General features: G+C 45.2%; 4 protein-coding genes. All 4 read left to right on the top strand.

Annotated features, from left to right (window positions below; all coding sequences use genetic code 11):
- Nucleotides 1–61: 61 nt before the first annotated feature.
- Nucleotides 62–10,870, top strand: coding sequence for a peptidoglycan-binding protein (locus NDI48_24580; protein ID MEP0834345.1), 10,809 nt, complete (start codon nucleotides 62–64; stop codon nucleotides 10,868–10,870).
- Nucleotides 10,871–10,897: 27 nt separating this feature from the next.
- Nucleotides 10,898–19,207, top strand: coding sequence for a hypothetical protein (locus NDI48_24575; GenBank protein MEP0834344.1), 8,310 nt, complete (start codon nucleotides 10,898–10,900; stop codon nucleotides 19,205–19,207).
- Between the two features lie 228 nt (nucleotides 19,208–19,435).
- A complete protein-coding gene (locus NDI48_24570; GenBank protein ID MEP0834343.1) occupies nucleotides 19,436–19,705 on the top strand; it encodes a hypothetical protein in 270 nt (89 codons plus the stop codon).
- A 614-nt stretch (nucleotides 19,706–20,319) separates the two neighbouring features.
- The gene (locus tag NDI48_24565) at nucleotides 20,320–24,690 is read left to right on the top strand and encodes a CHAT domain-containing protein (GenBank protein MEP0834342.1); all 4,371 of its coding nucleotides are present in this window, start codon (nucleotides 20,320–20,322) and stop codon (nucleotides 24,688–24,690) included.
- Nucleotides 24,691–24,693 lie beyond the last annotated feature (3 nt).

The following is a 24,693-nucleotide window of genomic DNA, read 5'->3' as shown; positions in this document are numbered from 1 at the left end:
AATAAAACTTTTAAAACATTCTTTAAAGAAAGTAACAAAAAACAGTTGTAAGGAGATGGTAATGGCTGAACCTTATGGTGGGATCGTTTTAGGCAGAACCGGCAAAGAAGTCAGCCAGAAAACTAAGTCCAATCCTGAATATGTCAAAGACCTTAAAAAAGATCTCTACAAACTTGGTTTTCGTATTGTTGGTAAGGAACCTGACAAGGGATACACAGGTAATTTTGATCGCTTAACAGAATGGGCTGTTCGTGAATTTCAAATCTATGCTGGAATGAAGCGTGGTGCTCGTATCAATTTTAAGCTAACTGCAATTCCTGAATCGTATGATTTTCTTCGATTGACTGAGGTCGAGATTCCAGAGAATAAACGCTATGAGGGACCCATCAGTGGTGTTGTTAATCAAAAAACTGCTGAGTTAATCAAGTTTTGGCTAGATGATCAGCAAAGCTGGCGCTGTCCTGTCATTGCTTGTGCTTTTGAGCGATCAGGACGGGAGCAAACTGGCAAGTTAGTTCAGAATGGTGAGAATCTTTGGGCTGGCACAGAATCCTATGGTAGTCCCGGAATAAAAGCACAGGTTTATGTGCGAGATTTCACTCGTTACTACTGTAAAACAGACCAGATCCAACCACAGGTACAATTTCTGTGGGTTGCGCCTGACCTTGATTTTAATCTAGCACTTGGTGGAGTACAGCTTGATTCTCCTTTAGTAAGGAGTGGTCTAACGGCCCAGGCGATCGAGGATGCTCTAAAAAGTAAATTTAGCATCAATATTAAAGTTTTTGGTCAAGATAATAGTGGTCCTTGGGAAATTCATTTCCCTGGGAAACCCAATCTCACTGAGACAGATCTCTTCAAAGTTCCGAATCTCTCTACAGATCAATTTCATATTGATATCTTGCCCGAATGGTTAGCGGTCGGAGATTTTGTGAAATATGGTTCCTTAGGTGGGCCTATCTCAAGCCCACCACGACACTGCTGGGCCGAATACGGTGGAGAAATCCTACCAGAGTCATTCATTGGGGAATCTGCAACAATAGATAACCGCAGTACCTTTCGGGTAGTCAGGGCTGTTTCAGAAGTTGAGTGTAATGGATTTTTTGATAGCCTCAACGCTTATGATACTGGGTTAATCTCTCTCGGACCTGCCCACTGGATTTTGGGATTAAAGAGTAAAGCAGCCATTTCTGCTGGTGAGCTGGGAGGATTTTTAGCTTACCTTAAATTTAAGCAAGCTGATACTTTCAATTATGCCTTTGGGCGCTTTGGAATTGAATTGGCTGCGGAGTGGGAAAATGGTGGTAAAAACCTACTCAATTCAAGTAATCGAACTTATACTAACTGGCTGAAGCTTCGTGCAGAAGAAGGTTTTGTTACGCTACCAAAAGTTTGGGATGAGGCAAACTGGTTTAAGACCTGGCATTGGTTCTATCGCTTTGTCATGGCAGGTCGTCTGCGCTTTGCGGAAAACGGTGCTGAAACCCATTCCAGTTTCAAGTGGTACCGTCAGGCTATGTGGGATGTGGCTCGGATACGCCTGAGAGATATTCTTTCAGCAGAATGGCCAAAAGTAGACGGGCAACAACTAACTTACACTGGACCAGCTAATGCAGCAGGATCAGCAGGTCCTCGAAATGCTCGGATTGGTGATGTGTTTACTTCTGAGTTAGGGGTAGCACTGTTAATGCGCTGGCATATCAATGTACCGGGTACGGTTTTGAGGAAGGGGCAGGCAGGAAAACATTTGGTCGCTATCCTCAAAAATGCCATGAATGATCGAGGAGGGATTCTACCTGCCCTGGACTGGGCAAGGGATAATGAGGGTCAGGCTGCTTTGATCAGAGCATTGTTTGCTCACATTAACTCTGCCGAAGGTCCCTTAACTGCCGAAAAACCTCGACAGAATTTAATTAACACGCTGAATAATATCCAGGCATGGCCTGAAGATGATTCAACACGTCAGAAAAAAGGATATCAGCTTAGACAAGGAAGTCCCAATCCGGATTTTGCCACCCTTGTTGACAGGCAATTAGAGACAGCTCATAGCAGCTTCAACTTTTATCAACAGGGCATCAACGTTGCTGTTGCGAGTCCTGTTTTCAAACCCTATACAGCTATCCCGATTAGTGACCCCCCGATCGCTAACGGTGACAGAGATCGCTTTGGAATTTCTGTGCTAGGTAGTCCAATCTCTGGCAGTGACAGGCTGGAGTTTTTGGGACTGACCCTGAATATGTGTTTTCCAGACCCACCATCGGTTGAGCTTTTTCAGGATGAGGTTCCCCAGGAAGATGCAATCACTCCTCAGGAAAACGAGGAAGAGAATGATCCGCCATTACAACCCTTGGAGCGATCCGGTTTCTTTGGGTTGCAGTTACCAATCAGCTACATTGCAGATCCGGAGCGTCCCCTGTTGGTGACTGATTTAGTAGAAACCTTAGAGGGTTTACCAAACGAAGACTTGCAAATTTTCAACAACGCTGACACTCCTCACCAGCAGTCAGTTGAGATCACACCGCTCGTATCGCAAGACCGCTCTCAACTGGGCAAACATGAGTGGAGAGTAGACATTTCCAATCTGGTTGAGTTTTTGGGTTTTACACCAGAAGTGTCTGTTGTTCTGGAAAATGGTCAAGTTTCGTTGATTGTTCAAATTACTCATCCGCTTCTCAAGCAACCTTTACAGTGGAAATTGGATGCTAATGGTTCAGCGACTCCTCAAGAATTTAATTTCAATACTGTTGAAGATGAAGGTAATAGTATTGCCCGCTTTAGCATTCCTATAGACACTATTTCATTACTTCAAAGTTTGCCTTTGATTCCTAACGGTACAGTTGATCCATCTCTACAAATTGACTGTATCCTTAACCCTGAAAAATCAGACCGTAACTTCAGGATTCAGCTTGTTTTAAATGGTGCTGCTGGGATAGACCTTGGATCTCCCCTGGCTCGTTTAAGCTTAGCAAATGGGAAATACGGTGTTTGTTTTGATGCTTTAGATGGGCTGCAACTTATTCTCCCAGAGCAGGTAGGTGCATCCTTAAAGTTTGATCTATTTGAAAAGATTCAGGGTTCTGGGCGAGGGGCTGTTGTTAACAATATCTGGTCTCAAGCTCAACCAGATGGTTCCTTAGTCACATTGGATCTCGGTCAGTTAGAACCCGATTTAGATAGAAGCACACGAACAATTACCTGGAGAACGAACTTTCCAAACATTCCTCAAAAGTTAATAGAGGAATGGTTGAGGGAGAAGCTACAAAACGCAAATCAATTGGATGTTGATACGAGTCGCCAGCTCAAATCCCTTGCAGGCTCAGTTTTAGGAGCATTAAATCCTACTCAGGTCACATTTGTCACATTTGATAAATGTGGTGATGAAAAGCCTTTTGAATTTCAGATTGTAGGGAATACTGGAAAACTACAGATTTGCTTACGGATAAAAGTAGCAGATAGTTCAGCGCAGAACCTTATTCTAGAAGGTGATGGAAAATTTACTTTTCTATTTAAGATTCAGAATGGTGCAGCAGAAATGGAACCAGGCTCCTTTCGCTGTGAGGGAGAAACTCTACTTCAAGTAAAACGGAACTATAACTGGACTCTTTTGGATTCAGAACTGATTTCTCTTCATGTTCCGCTTAACACAGCATTCAAGTTTATTAGTCAACCTAGCGATCCAAAGTTGGAGTATGCCCCTGACGAATCCTTTCCACCAGGTCAAGAGGGTATTGGTTCTCCCGCCCGGATTTCGGTTCGAGTCCCAGCTTCAAAAGCTTATCGCAGTGGCGAAGAAAACCCTCGGCAGAAGGCAGAGCCGAACATTTTTACCTTTGAATTAGATGAGTTTGCGCTGCACAGCGGTGGCTATGATCTCAAGGGAAAGGTTTGTTCCGAAAATATCTCTTTTACTAGCAAAGGTGACGAGCCAATATTTGCTGAACCGCTAGCGGTTAAAAGTCCTGGAAAGCAGGAGAGTGGCAATGGACAGGTCATTGGGCAGATTGAGTTTAAGAACAGTCTATTAGTACAAGGAAGCCTACAAGCATCGGCTAAATTGAGATATTTTGATGACGCAATTGGCACTTTTACCCTATTACTAGCTCAAGACCCCGTCACTCGCCGCATTGATGCTGAAGGTTCTCTTGATGTCAGCGGCTTATCTGAATTCCATGTTGATCGCCTCTATCTCTCTTGCCTGGTTCGAGCTTTTCATCTGAGTGTTCGTTACTCAAATGGAACATGGGAGCCTGATGCCTGGATTTCTGGTCAAATTAAATTTGCACCGCCCCAAGGTATCTCTGCGGGCACGATGAAGGAATTATCAAATTTATTCTCTGGACTTGAATTTGGCTTTGAGCGCTTAAATCCATTAGACCTGGGTAAGACTAAGGTTGGGTTGAGCTTTCCTGCTAAGCAGTTTGAGTTTGCTGATATCTTCGAGGTCAAATTAAAGGGAGTTGAGTTTAATCCAGAAAACTCTCTGCGGTTATTGGGAGATATTGCCATCAAACAATTGCCAGGTGTTAATGCATCTCTAAGGTTTGGGGACATTACGCTCCGCCAAGGCCGACCTCCCAGTTTTCAAGTCAGTCGTATTGGAGCTCAGTTTACTGTTCCTGGCGGTTTCAAACTGGATGGGGACTTCCAATTCGTTGAACTGGAAGCAGAGTCTGGATTTGTCGGTGCATTTGCCCTCAAAACCGAAACCTTTGAAGGATCTGGGCTGCTGAAACTAACCCGTGTCAGAACAGAAGATCGTCAAGCTTGGGTGCCATCTCTAGCGGTTTATCTGGAAACCAATATTGATGTAGCTTTGTTTGCCGGATTTTTCCTGCGCTCTTTAGGGGTAGGTTTAGGCATCTATCAGGCACTGGATGGATTAGAGCCAAATCCCAAGAAAACACTGCCTCAAAAAATTGGTGCTCTTGTCAATAATCCGGCAGGGTTACCTGTGCCACGCCGCCCAGAGTCCTGGAAACCAGCACGACCGGAAAAGGTAGGCGATCGCCTCAATTGGATGCTGGTCGCCAACGGACTCATTACTCTAGGTAAGCTCCCAAACGATAAACCTCACCCGATTGCAGGAAGTATTTTATTAGCTATAGACCAGGACTTGCAAATCATTGCCGGAGTTAACCTGTGGTTATTTGCTTCACCCGATGATACTCGTCGTACTGAGTTTGCAGTAAAACCAGTAGGACGCGGAGCAATTGGTTTATCAGTGAAGGAACAACGGCTATTTGCCATGTTCCGCACCCTTAAAGATCCTAAATTCCGCAATGATGCCCCTCCAATCCTAAAGGAAGTATTGAGCAAGGTGGAAACCTCCTTGTTCTTCTCTGCTGATCGAAAGGGGATGTTGGTGGAGGTGGGTTGGCCCTGGGAAACCCGCATTAAGGGTCATGCTTTAGGCGGACTGATTCGTGGTGAGCTAGTTTCTGGTTTCCGATTTGGCATCTATCAGGGCGTGATTAGCTTTGGGCTAAATTATGCGGTTTCTATTGAGCTTAAAGCTGAAACGCGGGTTGGTTTCGATACGCGCTTAGGTAGTGCTGAAGCTCGGCTCTCGGCAAATGGCAAAGGTATGTTCCGGGCATCCTTTGCAGGAGCTTTAGACCGTGAATTCCGGACTTATCTAGTCGGGGATGTCAGAATCCAAGCAACTTTGTCTTTAACTGCCCAGGCATCGGTGTCACTGTCGAAAAGATTTACCCGTTGGCTCAAGATTAGCATCAGCATCCGCTTCAAAGTTACCATACAAATTTCAATCGCTGCTGCCCTGACTGCTGCAATGGAACCAGGCCCAAATTTGGGATTCACCGGAGAAGCAGAGGTTGCCGTTTCAGTCTGTGGTTATCGTTTGGCAGGACGGCTAGCTTTTGCTTCCCGTCCAGAGATCATTGGTCGCGTTCGGAATCGAATCAAAGCACTACTACCGCCGAACCTGGCAGCTAAGATTCAAGGATCGGCTACTCCAATGTTTAGCCTTTTAGCTGCTCCCGAAGCTGCTATTGAACAGCCGCCCAAGCCCTGGACTTATCACTTCCGTAAAGTACCAGGTACAAAATATGTGCGAGTTTTACTTTTCCCCAGTCCAGGAACTCCTTACCCAAAACCTAGTGATAAGTTATCTCGTTTTACAATCCAACTTAGAGAGAACGTCAAGTTTGATGGATTTGTAGGAAGCAAGCAGACAATTGCAGCAGAGGGGAGAGTACTGTCTTGGAGTGAGAACTTGATGCAGGAGTTATCAATTGCTTCTACTTCTAAGACAGGGCCAGGTTCTGAGCTGCCTGAAGCTGAACAGGAGAGGATTTATGTCCGAGATGTATTGCAATCAATTCAAGACGAGAAAACAGATTTTCGTAAAACTCAGGAAATCAGTGATTCTCGCCCTCTCAATCCTTCACCGGAGCATACCGATGATGAAACAAGAGCGATCGCCCCAAATACTCTTAACTCTCCCAATCTAGCTCGAAATACTCGTTACGATCAAGAACTGGCAAATGCCTGGTCGAATGATCCTAAGCTTCCTAAGTTTCAGATTTTAGTGAGCAACGAGCTTGAGACAATCACAAAGGCCGTCGAGAAGCTAGATGAGCTAGCCAGATTGGAGAAAAAGCCAGACTCTATTGCATCAGATACTCCAGGTGAACTAAGTAATTTATTCACAAAGTTAACCCGTATTCAACCAAACGTTTCGGTTGAGCCAAATCTACCGGAGATCCCGAAGCTACCGGAAAAAATTTTCGTCTACCTTCTATCGAGTTCAGAAGCTGAGCGCTTTCAGGCGAATAAGGTGTGGCGTGTTGATCCATCAGATGTTAATGATTCAAAGGGATTTTTTATCGCCAAACAGGACAATGGACTACAGGTTGTTCCCAATAACTATCAAGAAGGGGCTGAGGAGGGTATTTCAGCTGGCATGTTGCTGGCAGAGTTATTAGAAATTCTTGCAGATGATAAAGCACAGGTTAATGAGAACTATGTTGATCAGGATGGAGAAGAGGGCTTTGCCCACCTCCTAAACCTCATTCTTCAGTTTGAAGTACCTGATGAAGTATATGGGAAACCAGATCCCGTACCAGACTTAATTGATCTAACTGAAGATAAAGGTATTCGCATTGAAGACCAGGATATGGAACCATTGGTTCCTCCTCTGGGGAAAGGAATTGCACGTCCAGAATACGATCTTGTTGCAGGTCCTGTTGCTCAGTCTAATGACCAGATTTGTCTAACCTGGCTATTCTTGCGGGAAGACCCATCTGTGCCGGAAGGAGGGCCTACGGAGCGCCGTCAAGATGACCCTGCCAACGTCTTTACTGAACTCCAAAAGTTTGTGGTCATCCGACGTAACCTCAGTCGTTTAGGGGACAAACCTCGGGAATTCCCACTCTACCAAAGCTGGATTAAAGGAAAGGAGTCAGAACCCGGAATGGAGACTTTAATTCGTCCTCCATTTCAGTTCGTAGACAACCAGTTAGAGGAGATTGGAGAAGGGAATCAACTACAGTATGAAGTGATTGCTAAAGCGCCCGATCGCGTTCTAACCTCCTGTCTCATTAATGTTGTACGCCGAACAGTCAAACCACTACCCCCTCCAGGACAAGCACTAGCGCTCCATAATTTGCAGAAGAAACGGATTGAAATTGTGGTCGTGATTGATCCAGTGATCGTAAAAGACGAAAACACAGGGGAAGAGCGGGATGCAATGCCCGAGCAACTGCGACTGCGATATCGTTTTGTCCGGGCTGGAACAGTCGGTTCCTATGGGTTTGAATCACGTTCAGAAGTAAGCACAAATTGGGTTTCTGGCTTACCTTCTAGAGAGACGGACGAGAACTTGAATGAAGTGCGAATTGAGTTTGCATCAGTTAAGGAAACTCAAGCCCTTCCCTGGGATGAAACCACCAACTTTCCACCGCCACTCTCACCCAATGACACAAGCGATCGCTTGCTGGAATGGAAACAGCAGAGTTTAGAGCAAGTAGACCCACTAACCTCGAAAAAAGAAACGCAAACAGCGCTGATTGGCTACTATGTTGAAATTCCTGAGCAGCTACTTGACACAGAGTTAGGAGAGCAATGGAAACGCCCCGGCTGGGCTATTGAGTTTTACGTTGGGCAACAGAAGAACAATTCAAAACAGCTGAACCAGCCCATTGAACGCTCTGTACTCCAAAAGTGCCGCCACGCCATTGTTCCCATCCTCAGCCCAGGCACCGGAGAGAAAGAGGCCACAATGGATGCTGCTGAGCGTTTAGACCTCGGTCGAGGCAACCTTGTAGAGGCACTGGAGTACATTGACAGTAACATTCAAGACGCTCAGCAGTGGCTAGATTCTAATCGTTTGATTGACTACATCGTCAATTACACTCAAGCTTCAAATCCACTCACTTTGACTCTAGCCTGGAGGCATGATTTATCGGGTCGTAAAGGTTACGATGACCCGTTATTAAACGGCTATGGTGATAGCCCCATTCCTGACAAGTTTTTCAATCCGGTCGTGGGGTATCAGCTTTATCGACAGGATGCCTATGATCCCCAACCTCCCAGCTCAACTGTAGAACTGGCAATTCGTGCTGTGCCTGATTTACTGTACCGGGCCCAACCTGCTTCGATCGAAGTCAAAGGACTGGCTGACCAACCCGATCCGACCATCTCACGCGCCCAGGTGCCGACGACGATTGAAGAGGAGGTGCGCGATCGCCTCGATCGGGGATTGAAGCAAACCGAGGGAAATACCCCCCCCATTGCAGATTGGGTTCCAGAATTACCTCAGGACTTGCAGGAATTTCCGATTGTCTCCCTAGCAGATGGGCAGGAACCCCCTCCCCCCTTTCAATGGACAGAGGTGCAACCGGGAGGACAAATCTGGTTACATCAAGACATTCAGGCGTTTCTAAAGAAACTGGCTACTGCGTTGAAGGAGACACAAAAGCTCAACGATGTTAGCTATGTCTTGACGCTTCGGGAACCACTGGAGGTCAAGTCGTATGAATTGCCAGACTCTGACTCGGCGGCTGAGACTTTGGTTGAACTGACGAAAGCCATTCAAAATTTACAAACAGAATTTAATGACAAGACTGACCCCTATGGCTGGCGCACGCTGGAATCCCTTGGACTAGCTTGCGAATGCCGTTTTGTCACGTCAGAAGGGCGATCCATCCCGACGGAGGCTATTATTTCAGCACTAATATTCAGTACAGACCTTCCTCTCATCAGTGTTGGCATCTTTTTGGCAGAAGACCAAAAGACTCCACTCGATGTTTTGCGCCTTGTTTATGCCCGCTCTTTGAAGGCATGGGAGCAAGAACCTCAGCGTCCTTTCAATCTGGACATCATTTTGTCTCATCGGTTTTTAGGTAGCCAACAAGCTGACCTGCGCCTGCCTGAGGCACAGAGACCTTTGCTAATAGCTCCAGTCAAAAAATGGCTAGAGGAAGTCAATCCACGGTTACAACGATCGCAACTGCTTCAAGAAGAAAGTGACAAAGCATGGCGACGAATAGTGACTTATCGCTATGATGCTCGAACCAATGAAACTCAGGGAAAACCTAATCAACCCGTGCCTCAGGCTGTTGTAGCGTTACCAATTCAACAGGATGGTCGATTGGAATGCAGTTTGCCAATCCCAGATGGTTGGGCGCATCGGTACAAGATTGCTTTGGCTTTGGTGCGTCGGTATGACTTGGCGTTAGGACGAATTTCCCAATCTCCTACCAAAGCCGATCAATTCATTGAAGTGCCGGTAGACCGTTCTAACCCGCTCGTGCCTCACAATCTGTTGGCAACTCCCTTAAATGGTTCGATTCAGGCGGTTGTCTTCCGTCACCCCGCAGCGTTTGCTGCCTCAGCCTCCGCTGTTCAAGCGGTTCATATCCAGTACTCGGGTACAACGGTTTATTTGCAACGACGGATTAAAGACCTGGGCAAACTTCAATCCGTCTACGATCGCTTCATCACAAAATATCCAGGACTGAAATGGGGAGAATACCAAACCTGGTTGGAGAGAGAAGGCAAAGAGCTGTTTTCTCCTGAACAAGCACCGGACATTGTCAAAAAAGATGGTAGCCCCGGCACTCCTGATTCGATTGCCCTGAAACCTGTGCTAGAAGCAAAATCTGGAATTTATGGGACCGATCGCTATGTGTATCCCGATTTGCCAGGGTATTACGAGTACCGAGTGGCAGCCTATAGCACCGCAGGGCGCAGTAAAAGTTCGCCTGAGGCAACAAGCTGGGTTACTCCTCTCTACCAATCCGGGCCAGATGCTCGTCAGCAACCCCATGCTGAGCAGTGCCTTCCCACAACTGTCTATAGTGATGATGGCACTACTAAGCAATTAACCCTGCACATTCCGCTGGTTCATCCCAGGCAACACATGCGGGAGGAAATTAGGGGGCTTTGGGTTGATGCTGATCAAACACTGTCGGTTAATGGTCTAGATGACGGAACAGGCGTTCCTACCAAGGAAACCATTCGCTTTGGGAGTTTGCCAGATTTATACCTCACCTATCAGGCTTACCTTTGGATTAATAACACGGACTCAGAAGACGTTAGCCCTGTTTTTCTGCCGTTATTACGCATCTTGCCACCGGAAGTAGACAAAGATGATGCTTGGTTCAGTGTAGAATTGCAAGCGCCAGGAATGCTTCCAAATCCGTTAGAACCGAATTTGTCGCAAGTAGAGGGGCAATTAATATTCAACCTCCAAATTACGCTCACCAGTCCTCTGGCAGATCCATTAATTTCAGCCCTTCAGACAAAAGCAAAAACAACGCCCAGTGGAACTGTTGCGGAAATAATTCCCATTGTTGTCCAGCGTGGTGGCATCTGGTCTGAACTCCCGTCCTCTTTAACACCTTGAAACTGACCTCATTGGAAGGAATTGGTTATGGCTCACCCTAATCGTATTCATTTAGTAATTCCCACCCCATATGCATGGTCTGCTGAAGGCAACGTTTCAGACCGGGTTGAGATTGTGCTAACTCCATCGGCGGGGGCAACCTTCAATTTCGAGACAATTGGAACTGTTGCAAATGTTCCTCCTTTAGAAAAATATGACCAGTGGTATTGGCAATTTTCGGGTGATTTGCAGGCGCAAATAACTTGGAATATTGACGGGAATCAGATTGATTCTGGTCAAAAAACAATCCGCGTTAATGCTTCACTGGAATTGGTTTTGCCAGAGCCAGACGGTCCAGATAAATTGCTCCGGGGTTCACTCAGTTTGCCTGTCGATTCATTTGATCAAGCAAGTTGGCAAGACCGACTCCAGGAACTGTGGCCTACGGCTAACCTAGCAGACATTAAGCAACTGCGAATTGAACCGACAGGATTATTTGTCCTAGGAAACCTGCCAGAGGCGTTTTTCCCAGCTGGAACTTCTAATACTCAAGTTGTACTTCGAGTTCCTCAACAAGAGAAAGACCAAGTTAAGGATCAGAACGCTGTCAAAACTATTTTTCGCTGGAACGGAGATTTATCAACACAGCACATCGAGACTGCAACCCCAACTCGCTTATGGACTTTGCTACCGTTCCAATTTCGAGATGAACTGGCTGGCGAGTTCACACTGATTAATCAAGATGCTGCCACTTTAATCCGAAAGTACGTTGCTACACTTCCTATTGAAAACCCCGGTCAGCAAACACAAACGTTTCTCGACAACGTTGAGTGCGAACCTGCACCGGAGTGTAAAATCTTTCTGACCACTACACCAGAGGAGATTAGCTGGTGGGCAGAGGGAATCGGAGTTCGCCTGATGATCGCTGCTCCTCAGACTTCTGAATCACTTCAAGGAAGACCTGAGGCAACTTTTTACCCTGAGTTTCTCACTGGCAGCTTGACCCGAGATACAGGCGACACCTGGCAACAACAACCAATCGCCTTTATTGCTGGAGCTTCTGACCCAGACGAAGGACTTCGGGAACTCATTCAGTTGGATCTCACCCTACCACGAACCTTAAGCTTCAAGTTTACAAAACGAGATTTGGCGGCGATCGCAATTCCAGCAACCTTGCTTCAAGATGCCAAAGGTCTACTGAAGGTTGCCTCGATCACGGTTAACGATGCAACAACAGGGGGAACCAAGGATATCCAAAAAGCAATTCAACGAGTTTGGCTTTGTGTTGAAACAGGTTGGTTGTCACTGGATACGCTGCAACCTCAATTGCAGTTAAAGGTAGATCAAACTCAATCATCTTCGGCAGTGACCAGCGTTTTGCCCCTCAGCCAGATCGTTGGTGCTTTTAATCCATCTCCGGACACCGAGGTACTGGCAGGGATGGATATTCAGGTGGAAACCTTAAGCAATAGTTTTGTGGCGATCGTTCTGAAAATCTCGGAAACTGAGCCGCTGTTGAGCTTATGGATCGAACACCCAAAAGTCATTCTCCAAACTCCTCGTGTTTGGTATCAAGCACCGAATACAGATGAAAAAGCACAGGGTTCTGGGGATGAAGTGCTGATCGATGACCAACCCAGGACTCAACGACCTGTACCAGAGGCTCTCATTCCTTCACTAACCACCTTAACAGATTTGTCGAATGGCAAAGAAGTTCAGTTGGAGGAGCGTCTCCATCAGATCTTGTTATCTGCAACCTTTATCTCAAAAAATGCTTTAGAAGAACTGCCTGAGCAACCTGAACAACCTGATAAAGTTGGAATTCCTCAAGCTCTCCAAGCATCCGTAAGTTTCGATTCAGTTGCAAACAAGTTTGTTTTCAGTTGGGCAAATAGCAAGGGAATGCGTCTGTGGCAGTACTCAGAAGGCTATCCGCTGATCCAAACCGTGCCTCTTTCTCCTGCTGCTTCCCGCGATCGCTTTTTGGATGCTAATCGGGGCTTGATTCCCTATGAAAAATTGAAGCCGAATAAGCGGAATAAAGAAGTAATCATCGAATTCCCAGAGAGTGGATTAGCGAAGCTGAATAACAAACCCGATGGTGTTGACTTTAAAAGTAATTCCTGGCAAGTTTCCCCAGAGTTTTCTAATCAACGGTTCTTTTTGCCAACTCTTCCTGGGGTGGAATTGCAGCAAGCGAAACCCGAGGCAGGAGAACAGAAAAAGCAATGGGACTGGTTCTATCGACATGCTGTACCTGCACTGGATGAAGCCTACACTGAGGTTGTGGAAACATCTACAGAAGAGGATGACCCTAAGAGTACTGTGCCTGTCTCTCTGACCCTAGTCAGAGAGACAGAGGCGTTTAAACTGTTTCCTGAAACGGACAATGATAAGCAAGCTAAGGGCTGGCTACCCAAAACGCCCCAAAATATTGAAGGGGTAACCCCGATCGAGATTCAGCAGGTGAATTTGAAGGGTCGGTATCCTCAATTAAAGTTCAAGCTAGATGGTATTGACGAGCCTTTTATCTTTCAGCGTCCCAAATTTCTTGATGATTCAGCGATCTCAGCCCTCACCCAAAAACTTCAGGTTAGCTTGACAGATGATGAAGCAAATCCACCTCAATTTCAAGTGACGTGGAAGAAGAACAATGATGATCCTAACGCTCCCAGCATTGTCAACAATGGTCAACCCCTGATTGCTCTATGGAACGAGGTACGTCAACGAGTGATGACCCTGGATGCAGAAGGAGTGGTGAGAGAAGAACCCTCAGGAGCAACGGTTCGAGAGTGGCCAGTGAATCGATTACCTCGCCTGCTTCGCTCAGAAACTTATGAACTTCAAGACCAAAATGATTCAGGTACGACGTTACAACTAGATATCGCTGGAATTGTCCTTGCAGATGCTGAAAATTCCAATCCCGAGCAAGAACGTGGGCAGTGGATGCTGCATGATGGTCAGGGAAGTTGGCCGGTTTGGCGCGGTTTTTGCCTGTTTCCAACTAAATTGCTGGAAATACGGCAAACCGACGCGACGCTGACAGTAAAATTAGAGGCGATCATACTCTGGCAAACAAAAAACGATTTAGAGAAGATTTCATCTGAGCAACTTTCTCAACTTGCTGCGACTTCTGTTGGAAGAGTTACTCTCACGTTTGCTGGCGTAGATTCCAACCTCATTTCTCCTGGGCCAGTCATTAATTCTTCTTTCAAGTTTCAAACCATTACAGGCACAATAGATTGGCGGTTTTCACAATTACCAGAGGATCAGACTGAAGCATTAGCTGAGCAAGAGGAAGGAACAGTTAAGCTGTTGCGGATAAAAGCAGAATTTAAGGACAATTCCGCAGAACTTGAATTGCCAATGAGTCTGCAAGAAGTTGACCTGAAACACCCGATTGGCTTACTGCGTTTGAAACCTGATAATGAGCTTTTAGAAACTACTTGCAAATTCACCAAGGGCTTGCTCAGTTTCACGGCTAAACGAGAAACTACTGAATTTGCTTATACCCTTCCTTCTACAGAACTAAAACCTGAGTCAATTCTAAAGATTCCACAAGCTCTACCAGAGGGGTGGACATTTAGTTGGATGAATCCATTGATGGGTAACTCACCCAGGTGGAAGCTATCGCATACAAGCCAAAGCAATTGGCAATTTCGCTTGGAACAAGACGAGGTAGATTTGACAGGAGACCTGAAACTCAGACTTAATCAAGTAGGTCCTCGTCAGTTTATGTTCCAGGTCATGGGAATCGATCAGTCTACAACGCCTAACCCGCTTGAGCAATCTTGGTTCAGAATTGATGATAGTGCACCCGAAGGTGGGTTTGTAGGTATAGAGTTTGCCCCACCGGAGGCTCCATCTGATGCTCAAGCCCCAGAGTTGAAAGTTTCAGATATTGCCACAGAAATTCAGATCTGCTTCAGTGATCGCAAACCTTCTACCAATGATTCTGTTCATCTTTACGATCCAAAACTGGACGAATTGGAAAGCATTGATCAAGGAACGAGTATTATTCAAGAACTGCAACCCAATCTTGGAACTGATGAAGAGCCAGACCTTCGAGCTTTTCCTGGAGTAGGAGCAATTGCGCTCGGAGAGCAAATTTTCTGGTGTACGAGCGATGGTAAAGTTCAGCGCTGGGATCGTAATAAAAATGAGGTTGATCAAAGAATTCAGTCTTCGGCAACCAGATCAATAAAAATAGAATTTCCTTCAGGTTTAGGCCAGGACTTTAAAGCAACATTCTTGTGTCCTTTTGAGGATAGCCAGTCTCAAGTTCTCGCAATTGGTAATCAGAATCAAAATGAGAATCAACTGTTGGTATTCTGGGATTTAAATGATCCCAATCAACGACCAACTGGGTTACCCTTAATCGTGGAGCAGCCCTCCCCTGAATTTGGTGATTTTCTTGCTTTGGCAAACAATCGCCGTCGTGAAAGTGGAGCAGCACGGGTAATTGCTTGGTCTCGAAAAATTAAGAGTGGTACAGACAAATATCATTTGCGCGTTTGGATTCCAGACGATAGCCCTACCCCCCCAACATCCTCTCCCTCACTTCCCCATGAAAGCAACATTATTGCAATTGACTGGGAACCAACAAAAAATTGGCTCGTAACAGGAGATCAAGACGGCAAGATTGTAATTTTTGATCCGAAAGCAAGTAGTGCAAACATAGCCCAGATTTTGATTCAAAAGTCAGTTCCTGTTACAGCTATTGCTGTTATGAGTACTGATATTAGTAGTTCTCGTCTTATTGTGTCTGGAGGCCCAGATGGTGGAGTACGCCTATGGACTGAACCGCCGCTGAACATGCCTACAGGCACAGATCCTGTACCTGAAAACGAGACACCAATTGATACGTATTCCATGCTTGCAGGAGTCAAAAAACTGGTTCCTTTGAGTAATTCTGAGCTGGCAGTCCTAGATGAAGATGGGACTGTTGTTATTCTCACAATTTATACACCAGAAACAGGTGAACAATCGAAAATAAGGTTTGTTACTGAGCTGAATAATCCATTTATTGATGGCTCCAAACTTCCTCGAATCCTGAGCTTTTCTAGTGCAGAGATTAGGTCGATCGATTGGTTATCTGCACGTCGTAGCCTGCTAGCGATCGGTAAACCACCACGAACTCGCCTTGTTGGTCTATTAAGACTGAAGAAACAAGCGAAAGAGCTGGATATCAGCCTGAGTGTAACAGGATGGTGGGTTGTAGAGAATGAGCTTACTTTTATCGAGGAAGTTGAGGTTCCTGGAACTATCAATGAGAGAAAATGCTTTCATCGAATTAGGGTTTTTCTAGACCAGACGACTTTGCCGCTTGATGCAGTTTATAAAGGAATTGGCTCCCGTACCGAGGATGAATTCTTTGCAGCGATCGTTGAACATACACTGCGTCTTAGCGTTGGGAAAAAAGTTCTGAGGATCGATAATCAACTGAGTCCTTTCCAACAGGTAGAGCGTAATTGGCAAACAACTCAACTGCTGAGGTTGACAACGCTGGAACGTTTTCCTCAAATCTTCAGGGATGACACTATTCCTATTGACAATGCCAATAAAGATAAATTGGTTCTAGAAGCAGGAGCCGTCTTCTGGCTACGCTGGGTTAAACCAGACTTAGAGCGACGACGGGGAGCTAGTGATATATACCATCCGGCCTTGAGAATCTTTCTCCGCCCCCAAAAAGTAGGACGATTTCAAGCAATTCAAAATGAGACCGATTGCTTGCATTTAGTGCGTCTTCCCTTCGCTTCCACGTTACAGAAACTAATCAGTAAGACACTGTCTATTCCCGATCTCGATAACGACCAACTTTGCCACGATTCTACTGGAGTCCAACCTGCTTTATTAACATTACCTGAGGATAATCCACCTAATCAGGTCGCCTACTTCCGGCGTACCAGTCCTCTGAGTCCATCGCTTCTACGAACATCTTCTAAAATTCAAGTAACCAATTTCGATGCTCTCTGGCTACAAGAATCTTTTCTCAAAAAGGTTCTCCGCCCTGAAACTGTCGCAGGTCTTCCAGATGGGCAAATCTCTCCGGTTCTCGATGGTCAGCTTGATGACCTTGACTGGCTCCGTCTACCACCTAGCCACGCATCAGATACAGGCTTGAATCCTGGCAATATTGAGAAGCGCAGGCAACAGCAGGTGTTAGTCGCTGCAACCCTCACGCGGTATCTTGATGACTCTGCCCCTAGCTTGTTTGAGTTTCCTTTTCAAGTGCTGGGGTCCGACAAGCCACCACGACTCAGTACGGCAGCTGAAGCATTTCAGGAGCCAACAAAACCGCTTGAAACATCCTATAAGCTGACCCTTTGTAATGTACAGCTGGTGGCATTTGTAGAAGGAAAATTTGTCTGTCTAGCTCGGGAACAATTAGAAATTTCTGCTGAGAAGTTGATTCAGCAGATGGGAGGGAATCCAGACGAAGCAAAAAAACAGCTAGAGGCAGAGCTTGAAGCCCTCAAACCTGCTTATCGTAAGGGACAGATTAAGCAATTTCTCGATCTACTGTCTGTGTCATTGCCGGAGGCACCGACATTAGCACAGCAGGTGAAATACTTGATTCTCACTTGGGCTAAAAATATTTTAGCGACTCGTCGCCGAAGCTATGGTGCGTTTGTCCTAGTAGATTTTTCCCAGGTGCTGTTGGTGCCACTCAGTCCTGAAGCGTTCCGAGAGGAACTGCGCTATGCTCAACCCTGGTTGGGTCAAACCTTAAAAATCGATCCCCGCAGCCGTTTCCCGCGAGTCGTCCCAGCCACAGAAAATCCAGTAACAGGGCGTCAACCGCTCGTTCAATTGATTCCAAACCCCGATCTCAATCTGCTCCTCTTTGCGGCAGACCCAGTACCTCCCACACCTCCTCAACCGACGATCGCGGCAACTTACTTTCGTTTGGCTCCCACCGGGCCTGCACAGTGGTCGAGGGAGAAACTCACAAGGCTATTTACTGGAATCCTGCGACCCGCACAAAGAGCGAGTGCCCAAGTCTTTAAAGTCGGCACTGCTGAATCAGGACGGATGATGATCCAGCCAGGGGATTTGCCAGGGAATTTGTTGGGAACCACCATGCGAGAGGATATTCCTTTCGAGCAGTATGATACGAAAATTTTTCCTCGCCCAGACACCCGAACTAGAACCGAGCGACCAGTCGTGTATTGGGAAGTACCAGCCGAGGAAGAAGAGGCGGAAACAACTTCCATTGAAACAGTCTTGCCACCCCTGATTGATGTGATGTCTTGGGCTGCTCGTCCGGGAGAACTTACTTGCACCAGTTGGAACATAGAAAACATTCAATATGAAAGTGATCGCATCAAGATTGGCGTGGCACCTGAAACATCAGCAACCCTGCGGCGACCGAGAGCGATCGCGGGGCAGAACCAAAGCGTTCGCTTGACATTGAAGGAAACAGAAAAATCAAATCCGCAACTTTTGGATGGAAAACGCTTCTGCTACGCTCAGCTTGAATTGCAACAGGTACTCGATCGTACAGGCTCTAAGAATTTTCCTGAGCAAGGAATCTATGCTGTTCTGGCTACTCGTAATGAGATCTTCCGTAGTTTTACCTCACCAGATCGTGCCCAGCAATCTCCTGGCTTGGTTTATTTCGCAGGTACCCAATTTGCCCAGGCTACCCTAGAAGACTTCACTCTCTATTTATTTGCGGATAGCCGATTCCAGCCTAAATCTGACACATCTCGCACTCGCTTACTCTGGACGCTAAACCCGAATGATTTAACCGAAATTCCAAAAGATGCATTCGATTCAACAGCAGATGGGGTGATTCTTGCTGGCATTAATTCACCCAATGATGCAGGGAGTGGTTGGACATCTCTGTCAGGGTCAATTTCGCAGTATGAAGTCGCCTTTAGCGTGCTTCTGGAGAAGATGCCTGAACCTGCGAATGAGCCAGTGTACTTAGCAGTTGTTCACTACACGCTTGTCGAGGCTCCGCCGGGTGGTGGCACACCAACAGATGGTGAGCCGCCTGAGGATAAGTTTGTACCAGAACTGTGGTCAATGATCGCTGTTTACTTCTTGAGTAATCAAGGGCGGCTACGTGCCCCTAAACTGAGTATCTCTGTACTCGCTGCTCCTCAAGATACTCCTGAATCTGTTATTTTGGCTGGTTATGGTCGCCTCAGCAATTCTGAGTTTTCGCCGATTCGACCTAATGCTGGTAAAAGTCAACAGATCGAGTGGTCACGTACTGCCAGTCTTGAGGTTTTGCATCGGATTAATAATCCAGCTAATCTGAGCAGTTATGACTATGATGTCGTGGTGTATGGATCAGGTGGGGAAGTGTTTCCGACTGAACAGACAACAAATGAAATGGTTGGATAATATAAAAACTATTTTTCCCGACCCAATGGGTACTGGAGTTTAGTTAAAAGTCTTGCCTTCAACTTGGCTATGAGCCACTCAGCGCTGCTGAGTCAATTTGTCATTGGTCTAATTTCTAGAAACCAACACTGGTCTGCTTGCGCTCCACTCAGCGAAGCTGAGTTAGAGCGCGTTAGCTAAACGCCAGTAGAGAAAAGAGCGCGAGCGCACCCGATGGCGAGGGGTAGAATGAGTGCAACGAAATGCCAGCTTCCACGAAAGCGAGGAGGTTGGGCGCTGTTAAAATCCAGTCGCCTGGATTTTAACAACAGGGTTTCATGTGGCTATTACACGAAAGAGGCAAAAAGCTGCTACGTTGACCTCGGTAAATTTACAGATGTTGTCAATGATTTGTCGCTAACGCCGATCTTCCCCGCCCCCTCAGCCGCTGCGATGCCTCATCCGGTCGAACACCTCAACTTACCTCTAACCAATCTGCAATCACCTCAACAGGGGTGAGGGTCGGGTGTGTTCAAGCATAAGGCGAACCTTTCTGAAACCTGTCATAAGAGATTGGACGGTTGCTGGATTGTCGGCGAGTAGCAAGCGATCAAGTCTAGCGTCAATGTCCTCTGGCGCGATCGCCTGCGTTCATTGCAGCCATCAGTAGAAAGAAACTCTCTTCGTATCGCCTATGACGGTTCAGGGTAGAGCAGGTGAGTTTCAAGCCGATGGTTGATGAGGGGAGTCGGGAATATTCATTTATAACCAGTACAATTACTTACTTTATGTACATTCAGAAAATATTCTGTTTGGTTAAGATTCCCGGAAAGTAAGGCTTTTTTTTTGTAGAACAAGGTAAAGAGCAACCGTCTTTAGACAGATTAATGGAAATTGAAGTGCTAAGTAGTACTCAGTACTACAAAAAGAGTTGGATTGCCTCCTTCCTGGGAGCTTTCTAGGAATGTCAGTTTGAAGGCTCTGTCTCCTGTGCTACCAGTTCCTTTACTGAAGCAGAGGCTCTGGATTTTTATTTTCAGGCACCGCCAGGGAACGAGAAAAGCCTCAGTATTAGAAGCCTTCAATTCAATTAGCCTGGGGAATTTATATTTAATTTCATCATTGATTAGAATATGCGTACTCAAGAGCAATTAGAAGAAGTAACTTCCGTCCAAGGATTAGAAAAGCCTGAAGAAAGTCAATTTAAGCTAGTTTTTCAAAATCTGTTGAGAGCTGCTAGCCAACTCAGCGACAAATATTATTGTAATCAGGCGTTAGAGCTTACTTTGCAGTATCTTTCGTTCTTACCTGATGACTCCCGCGAACAGATTTTTGAACATACCCTAACTGCTATTAGCAAAGTGGATGGTAATAGCGAAGATTCCTACTACGCTCGATCCCTGCTCAATCTACTTCAGTACTTACCTGAGCCTTTGAAGAACAGAGCTTTACTGGAAGCATGGGAGGCAATGAGTAGTATTCATGATCCAGATCAGTGTGTATCTACCTTAAAGGAGTTACTTCCTCACCTGCCAGATCCTCCAAAACAAGAAGCTCTTAAGAAATTGCTAGAAGTAGCTGATAATCTTTCAAGAGTAGATGATCGTGCTTCTATATTTAGCAACCTTGTGTCTGATTTGCCAGAACCGCTCAAGCAGCAGGCAGCAACAGAAGCGCTGGCGGCAATTAGCCAAATAGAAGATTATTACCGCTCTTCCTATTGGACATCTCTCCTGGCAAATTTACCAGAAGCTCTTCTTGCTGAAGCTCTTGCAGTAGCTCAAAAAATTGATGAGTCAAGCTATCGTGTTTCAGCCCTAAAGGAGTTAATTCCTTACTTGCCAGAACCGCTCAAGCAGCAGGCAGCAACAGAAGCGCTGGCGGCTGTTAGCCGAATTGAAAGCGCTTCCTCTTGTTCTTCTTACCTGACTTCTCTCATTCCCCATCTATCATCACCTCTTTTATTAGCGGATGCACTTTCAGTAGCCCAAAAAATCGACGAACCGAGCAGTTGTGTTTCAGCCCTAAGAGAATTAATTTCTTATTTACCAGAACTCCTTAAGCAGCAAGCTTTAGAGAAGATACTAGAAGTATTTGATAGTATTGCAATTGATGAGCGCATTCAAGTTCTTCCCGTCCTGATTACTCATCTATCAGAGTCTCTCAAAGATGAAGTTCTAGAGAACCTGTTAAAAGTGATTAACGATACTCAAGAGATTACCGATCGTATTTCATCTTTAATTAAGATAATCCCACACATATCAGAATCTGCTAAAGAGCAATCTTTATTAGAGTTATCAGAGGACATTAGTAACATTGATGAATATTACCAGGTATTTTCGTTACCAGAATTAGTTGAATATTTGTCACCTCAGTTACTTATAAAGTCTTTTTCTAGTGCTGTCCGAATCAGCGATGAGTCCGTTCGCAGTTCAGCAATAGATGAACTACTACCTCATATTCCAACCGAAGTCCTGCCTGAAGCATTTTCAATGGCAATTGAACTAGAGGTAGCTGAAGAGCGAGTTTTAGCTCTACTTGAACTAATTCCACGTTTGTTAGAACCCTTTAAACACCAAGCAATTGAGGCAGTTTTGTCAGTTATTGGCGATATTACCGAAACAAGTACTCGTGCTTCAGTATTGAGAAAAATAACCTCTCATTTATCAGGACAAGATAAACGAATAATTGAGGCAATGTTAGCAATTGTTAGTGATATTTCCGAACCCAATGAGCGTGCCTCAGTATTGGAAGAACTAGCCTATCATTTGTCAGAAAAAGATAAACAACAAGCAATTGAATCTGCACTAGAAGCAATCGAACAGATTAAGGAGGATTACTCTCGCTCTTCAACCTTAGTATCAATCATCCCCCATACTCCGATTACTCTATTCGATAAAGCCATCTTCATTGCAAACAGCATTGTTGATTCCGGCTATAGGGCTTCAGCTTTAAAGGAATTAGCTTTGTATGTTCTACCTGAATCATTAGATATCGTTCTTTCCTCTGCCGAGGAGATATCTTCTGTAAAAGACCGCATTGAAGTGTTAAAGGTATTAACGCCACGATTACCAGAAGAAAGCCTACATCAAGCAAACGTTCGTTGCCTTAACCAAATACAGGCAATCGAAGATATTAGTGATCGCACCAAAACTTTAGCTACTCTAATTCCGCAGCTAAAGAATGATCTACTAGATGAAGCTTTGAGAATTGCTCGAAACATCCAAGATCCAGTAGAAGCAGAGGCTCGTCTTGAGGCAATTGATGAACTTGGACGCCGAATTTCAACAGAATTTGCAGATGTAGACGACTGGGAGGCTCGTAGGGAACGTGCTAGGGAGAATGAATATATAGATCAGCAATTCACACATGCACCACGTTCCCGTGCACGGCTTTTGGCTGACCTCTTCTTTCGTTTTGAAGGAGAGCAACAAGAGCAAATTTTTGAGGAAGTTTTAGCAGCAATAGACGAAATTCCTGCCGAACCTTGCAAATCAAGAACGCTTATTTCACTGGCAAACTATTTACCTAAGCTTGAGAGTAGAAAAGTTTTGGAAAAAGCCCTTATTATTGTTCGAGGGATATTAAAGGACACTTGGACAATAGCTCTAGAGAACCATTTATCTCACTTACCTACCTCACTTCTCAAAGCTGGAATTGAACTTGCTCTCACTGAGGCAGAGGGCTACCTGTTTGGATCTAGTAGATGGTGGGAACCAAACATGATTCATTTTAGTGAACAGGAGCCTCGATATTTTAATATTTGGCTAAGAGATCCAAACATAAACAAGGATTTGTCTTCTGATGAACCTTTAGTGTTCAATCAGTCTTATCAACTCCGAGTCAACATCAGTTCCGTTGTAGGTGGACTTGGGGAAGAAGATATCTTTGTGGGTGAAGCTTTAAGAGACACTTGGGGAGATAAAGAAACGCTACCCCTAACCATTATTGCTGAGTCTAAAGATTTTGAGATAGAACAAGATAATCGTGTACAAACTCTCAATCTACCTCGCAAAGGATCGACTCAAGCCATCGATTTTCAGATCAAGCCTCGCATTTCTATGGACAGCGGAACAATCCGCGTATATCTTCTCTACCGGGGTTACTTCCTTCAATCCAAGGAAATTAAAGCACTAGTTTTAGATACAGCAGGTAGCAAAATACCAGGCGCACTAACTGCACGTAGACTTAATGCTACTCAAGACTTTATCAATCCTAATGAACTGCATTTGCTTCCAGAGCGGATGCTAACAATTAACGTTGCAGCAGATCCCAAGGATCAAAGCGTTACCCTTACCTTTCTGAATCGTGTTAATGGAGATGAAGAACTTGTTTCCCATGACACAGAACTACCATCAGATGCTCTTGTGGGAATGATTTCTGGCATCAGGAATTTGCTCGAATTAATGATTAAAGGAGGTAAATTAGACGGACAGGATATGCGTGGCTATGCCAATATTCTAAGTGGTGATAATAAAATGTTGAATATTTGGTTGCCACGTTTAGCTGAGGTTGGATACAACCTATACAGACTTCTGTTTGACAATGAAGGGCTGGAATCAGAAGAATCTGCAAGAGCATTATTATCCACTCTACAACCTGGCACAGTTATTCAGGTTAACAACACCAGAGATGTCTTAGGAATGACAACCATTCCGTGGGCACTACTATATCAACGGGAAACATCATATATTCCAGGGCTGACCCAAGTTTGTGAGGAAGCTATTAATCATAGTACTCCAAAACGTCGAGACTGCTCGGGTTGTCCGTTGGCTGAAGACCCTGATACAGTTTGCCCCTTCGCTTTTTGGGGATACCGATACTCAATTGAGCAGCTTCCTGCTTGGAGAAGTAATGAAGCTTCTGATCGTATTCCATCTTTGGTAAGGACTATTAGAAACAATAAACCTCTGAATCTCAATTTAATTGTCTATCCTGGCTTCAAGATGTGGGATGGGCATCGTCAAGAAATTGAAAAAATAGGTCCAGAGTCTATACAACTTCGATTAGCCAAGGAAGGCAAAATTGCAGAGGTCAAAACTCATTGGGATTCATACGGGACTGATTTGGATTTAATTTACTTCTACACGCATGGGGATATGGATAAAACTACTGGGCAACCATATCTCAAGCTATCTGATATTGAGATGATTAGAAGTAATTTCTTAAGCAGGTACAAGGGAAAGTGGACAAAAAAACCATTAGTCATTCTAAACGGATGTGCTACGGGAGATTATAAATCTGACAGTTACGTCAGTTTGATTACAGATTTTCGGCAGGCAGGAGCCAGTGGAGTTGTTGGCTCAGAGTGTTCTGTCCCTGAATCTTTTGCTGTACCCTATGCTAATCAGCTACTATCCCATTTATTCAAAGCAAAGCCCTTAGGACAGGCAATGTTAAATGTACGCCTTCAATTTCTTAGAGAAAACAAGAATCCTCTGGGGCTAGTTTATTCTCTTTACGCTGCTCATGAAATTGCTCTAGCTCAGGCTTTGAGTTCTTAATCA

Source organism: Microcoleus sp. AS-A8 (assembly GCA_039962225.1).
In the GTDB taxonomy this organism is placed as follows: domain Bacteria; phylum Cyanobacteriota; class Cyanobacteriia; order Cyanobacteriales; family Coleofasciculaceae; genus Allocoleopsis.
Note: the sequence above shows the minus strand (reverse complement) of the source record. Positions and strands in the feature narration are given on the sequence as shown.

Excerpts from the sequence above, each read along its gene's own strand:
- NDI48_24570 (MEP0834343.1), top strand. The coding sequence starts at position 19,436 with ATGAGTGCAACGAAATGCCAGCTTCCACGAAAGCGAGGAGGTTGGGCG.
- NDI48_24575 (MEP0834344.1), top strand. The coding sequence starts at position 10,898 with ATGGCTCACCCTAATCGTATTCATTTAGTAATTCCCACCCCATATGCA.
- NDI48_24565 (MEP0834342.1), top strand. The coding sequence starts at position 20,320 with ATGCGTACTCAAGAGCAATTAGAAGAAGTAACTTCCGTCCAAGGATTA.
- NDI48_24580 (MEP0834345.1), top strand. The coding sequence starts at position 62 with ATGGCTGAACCTTATGGTGGGATCGTTTTAGGCAGAACCGGCAAAGAA.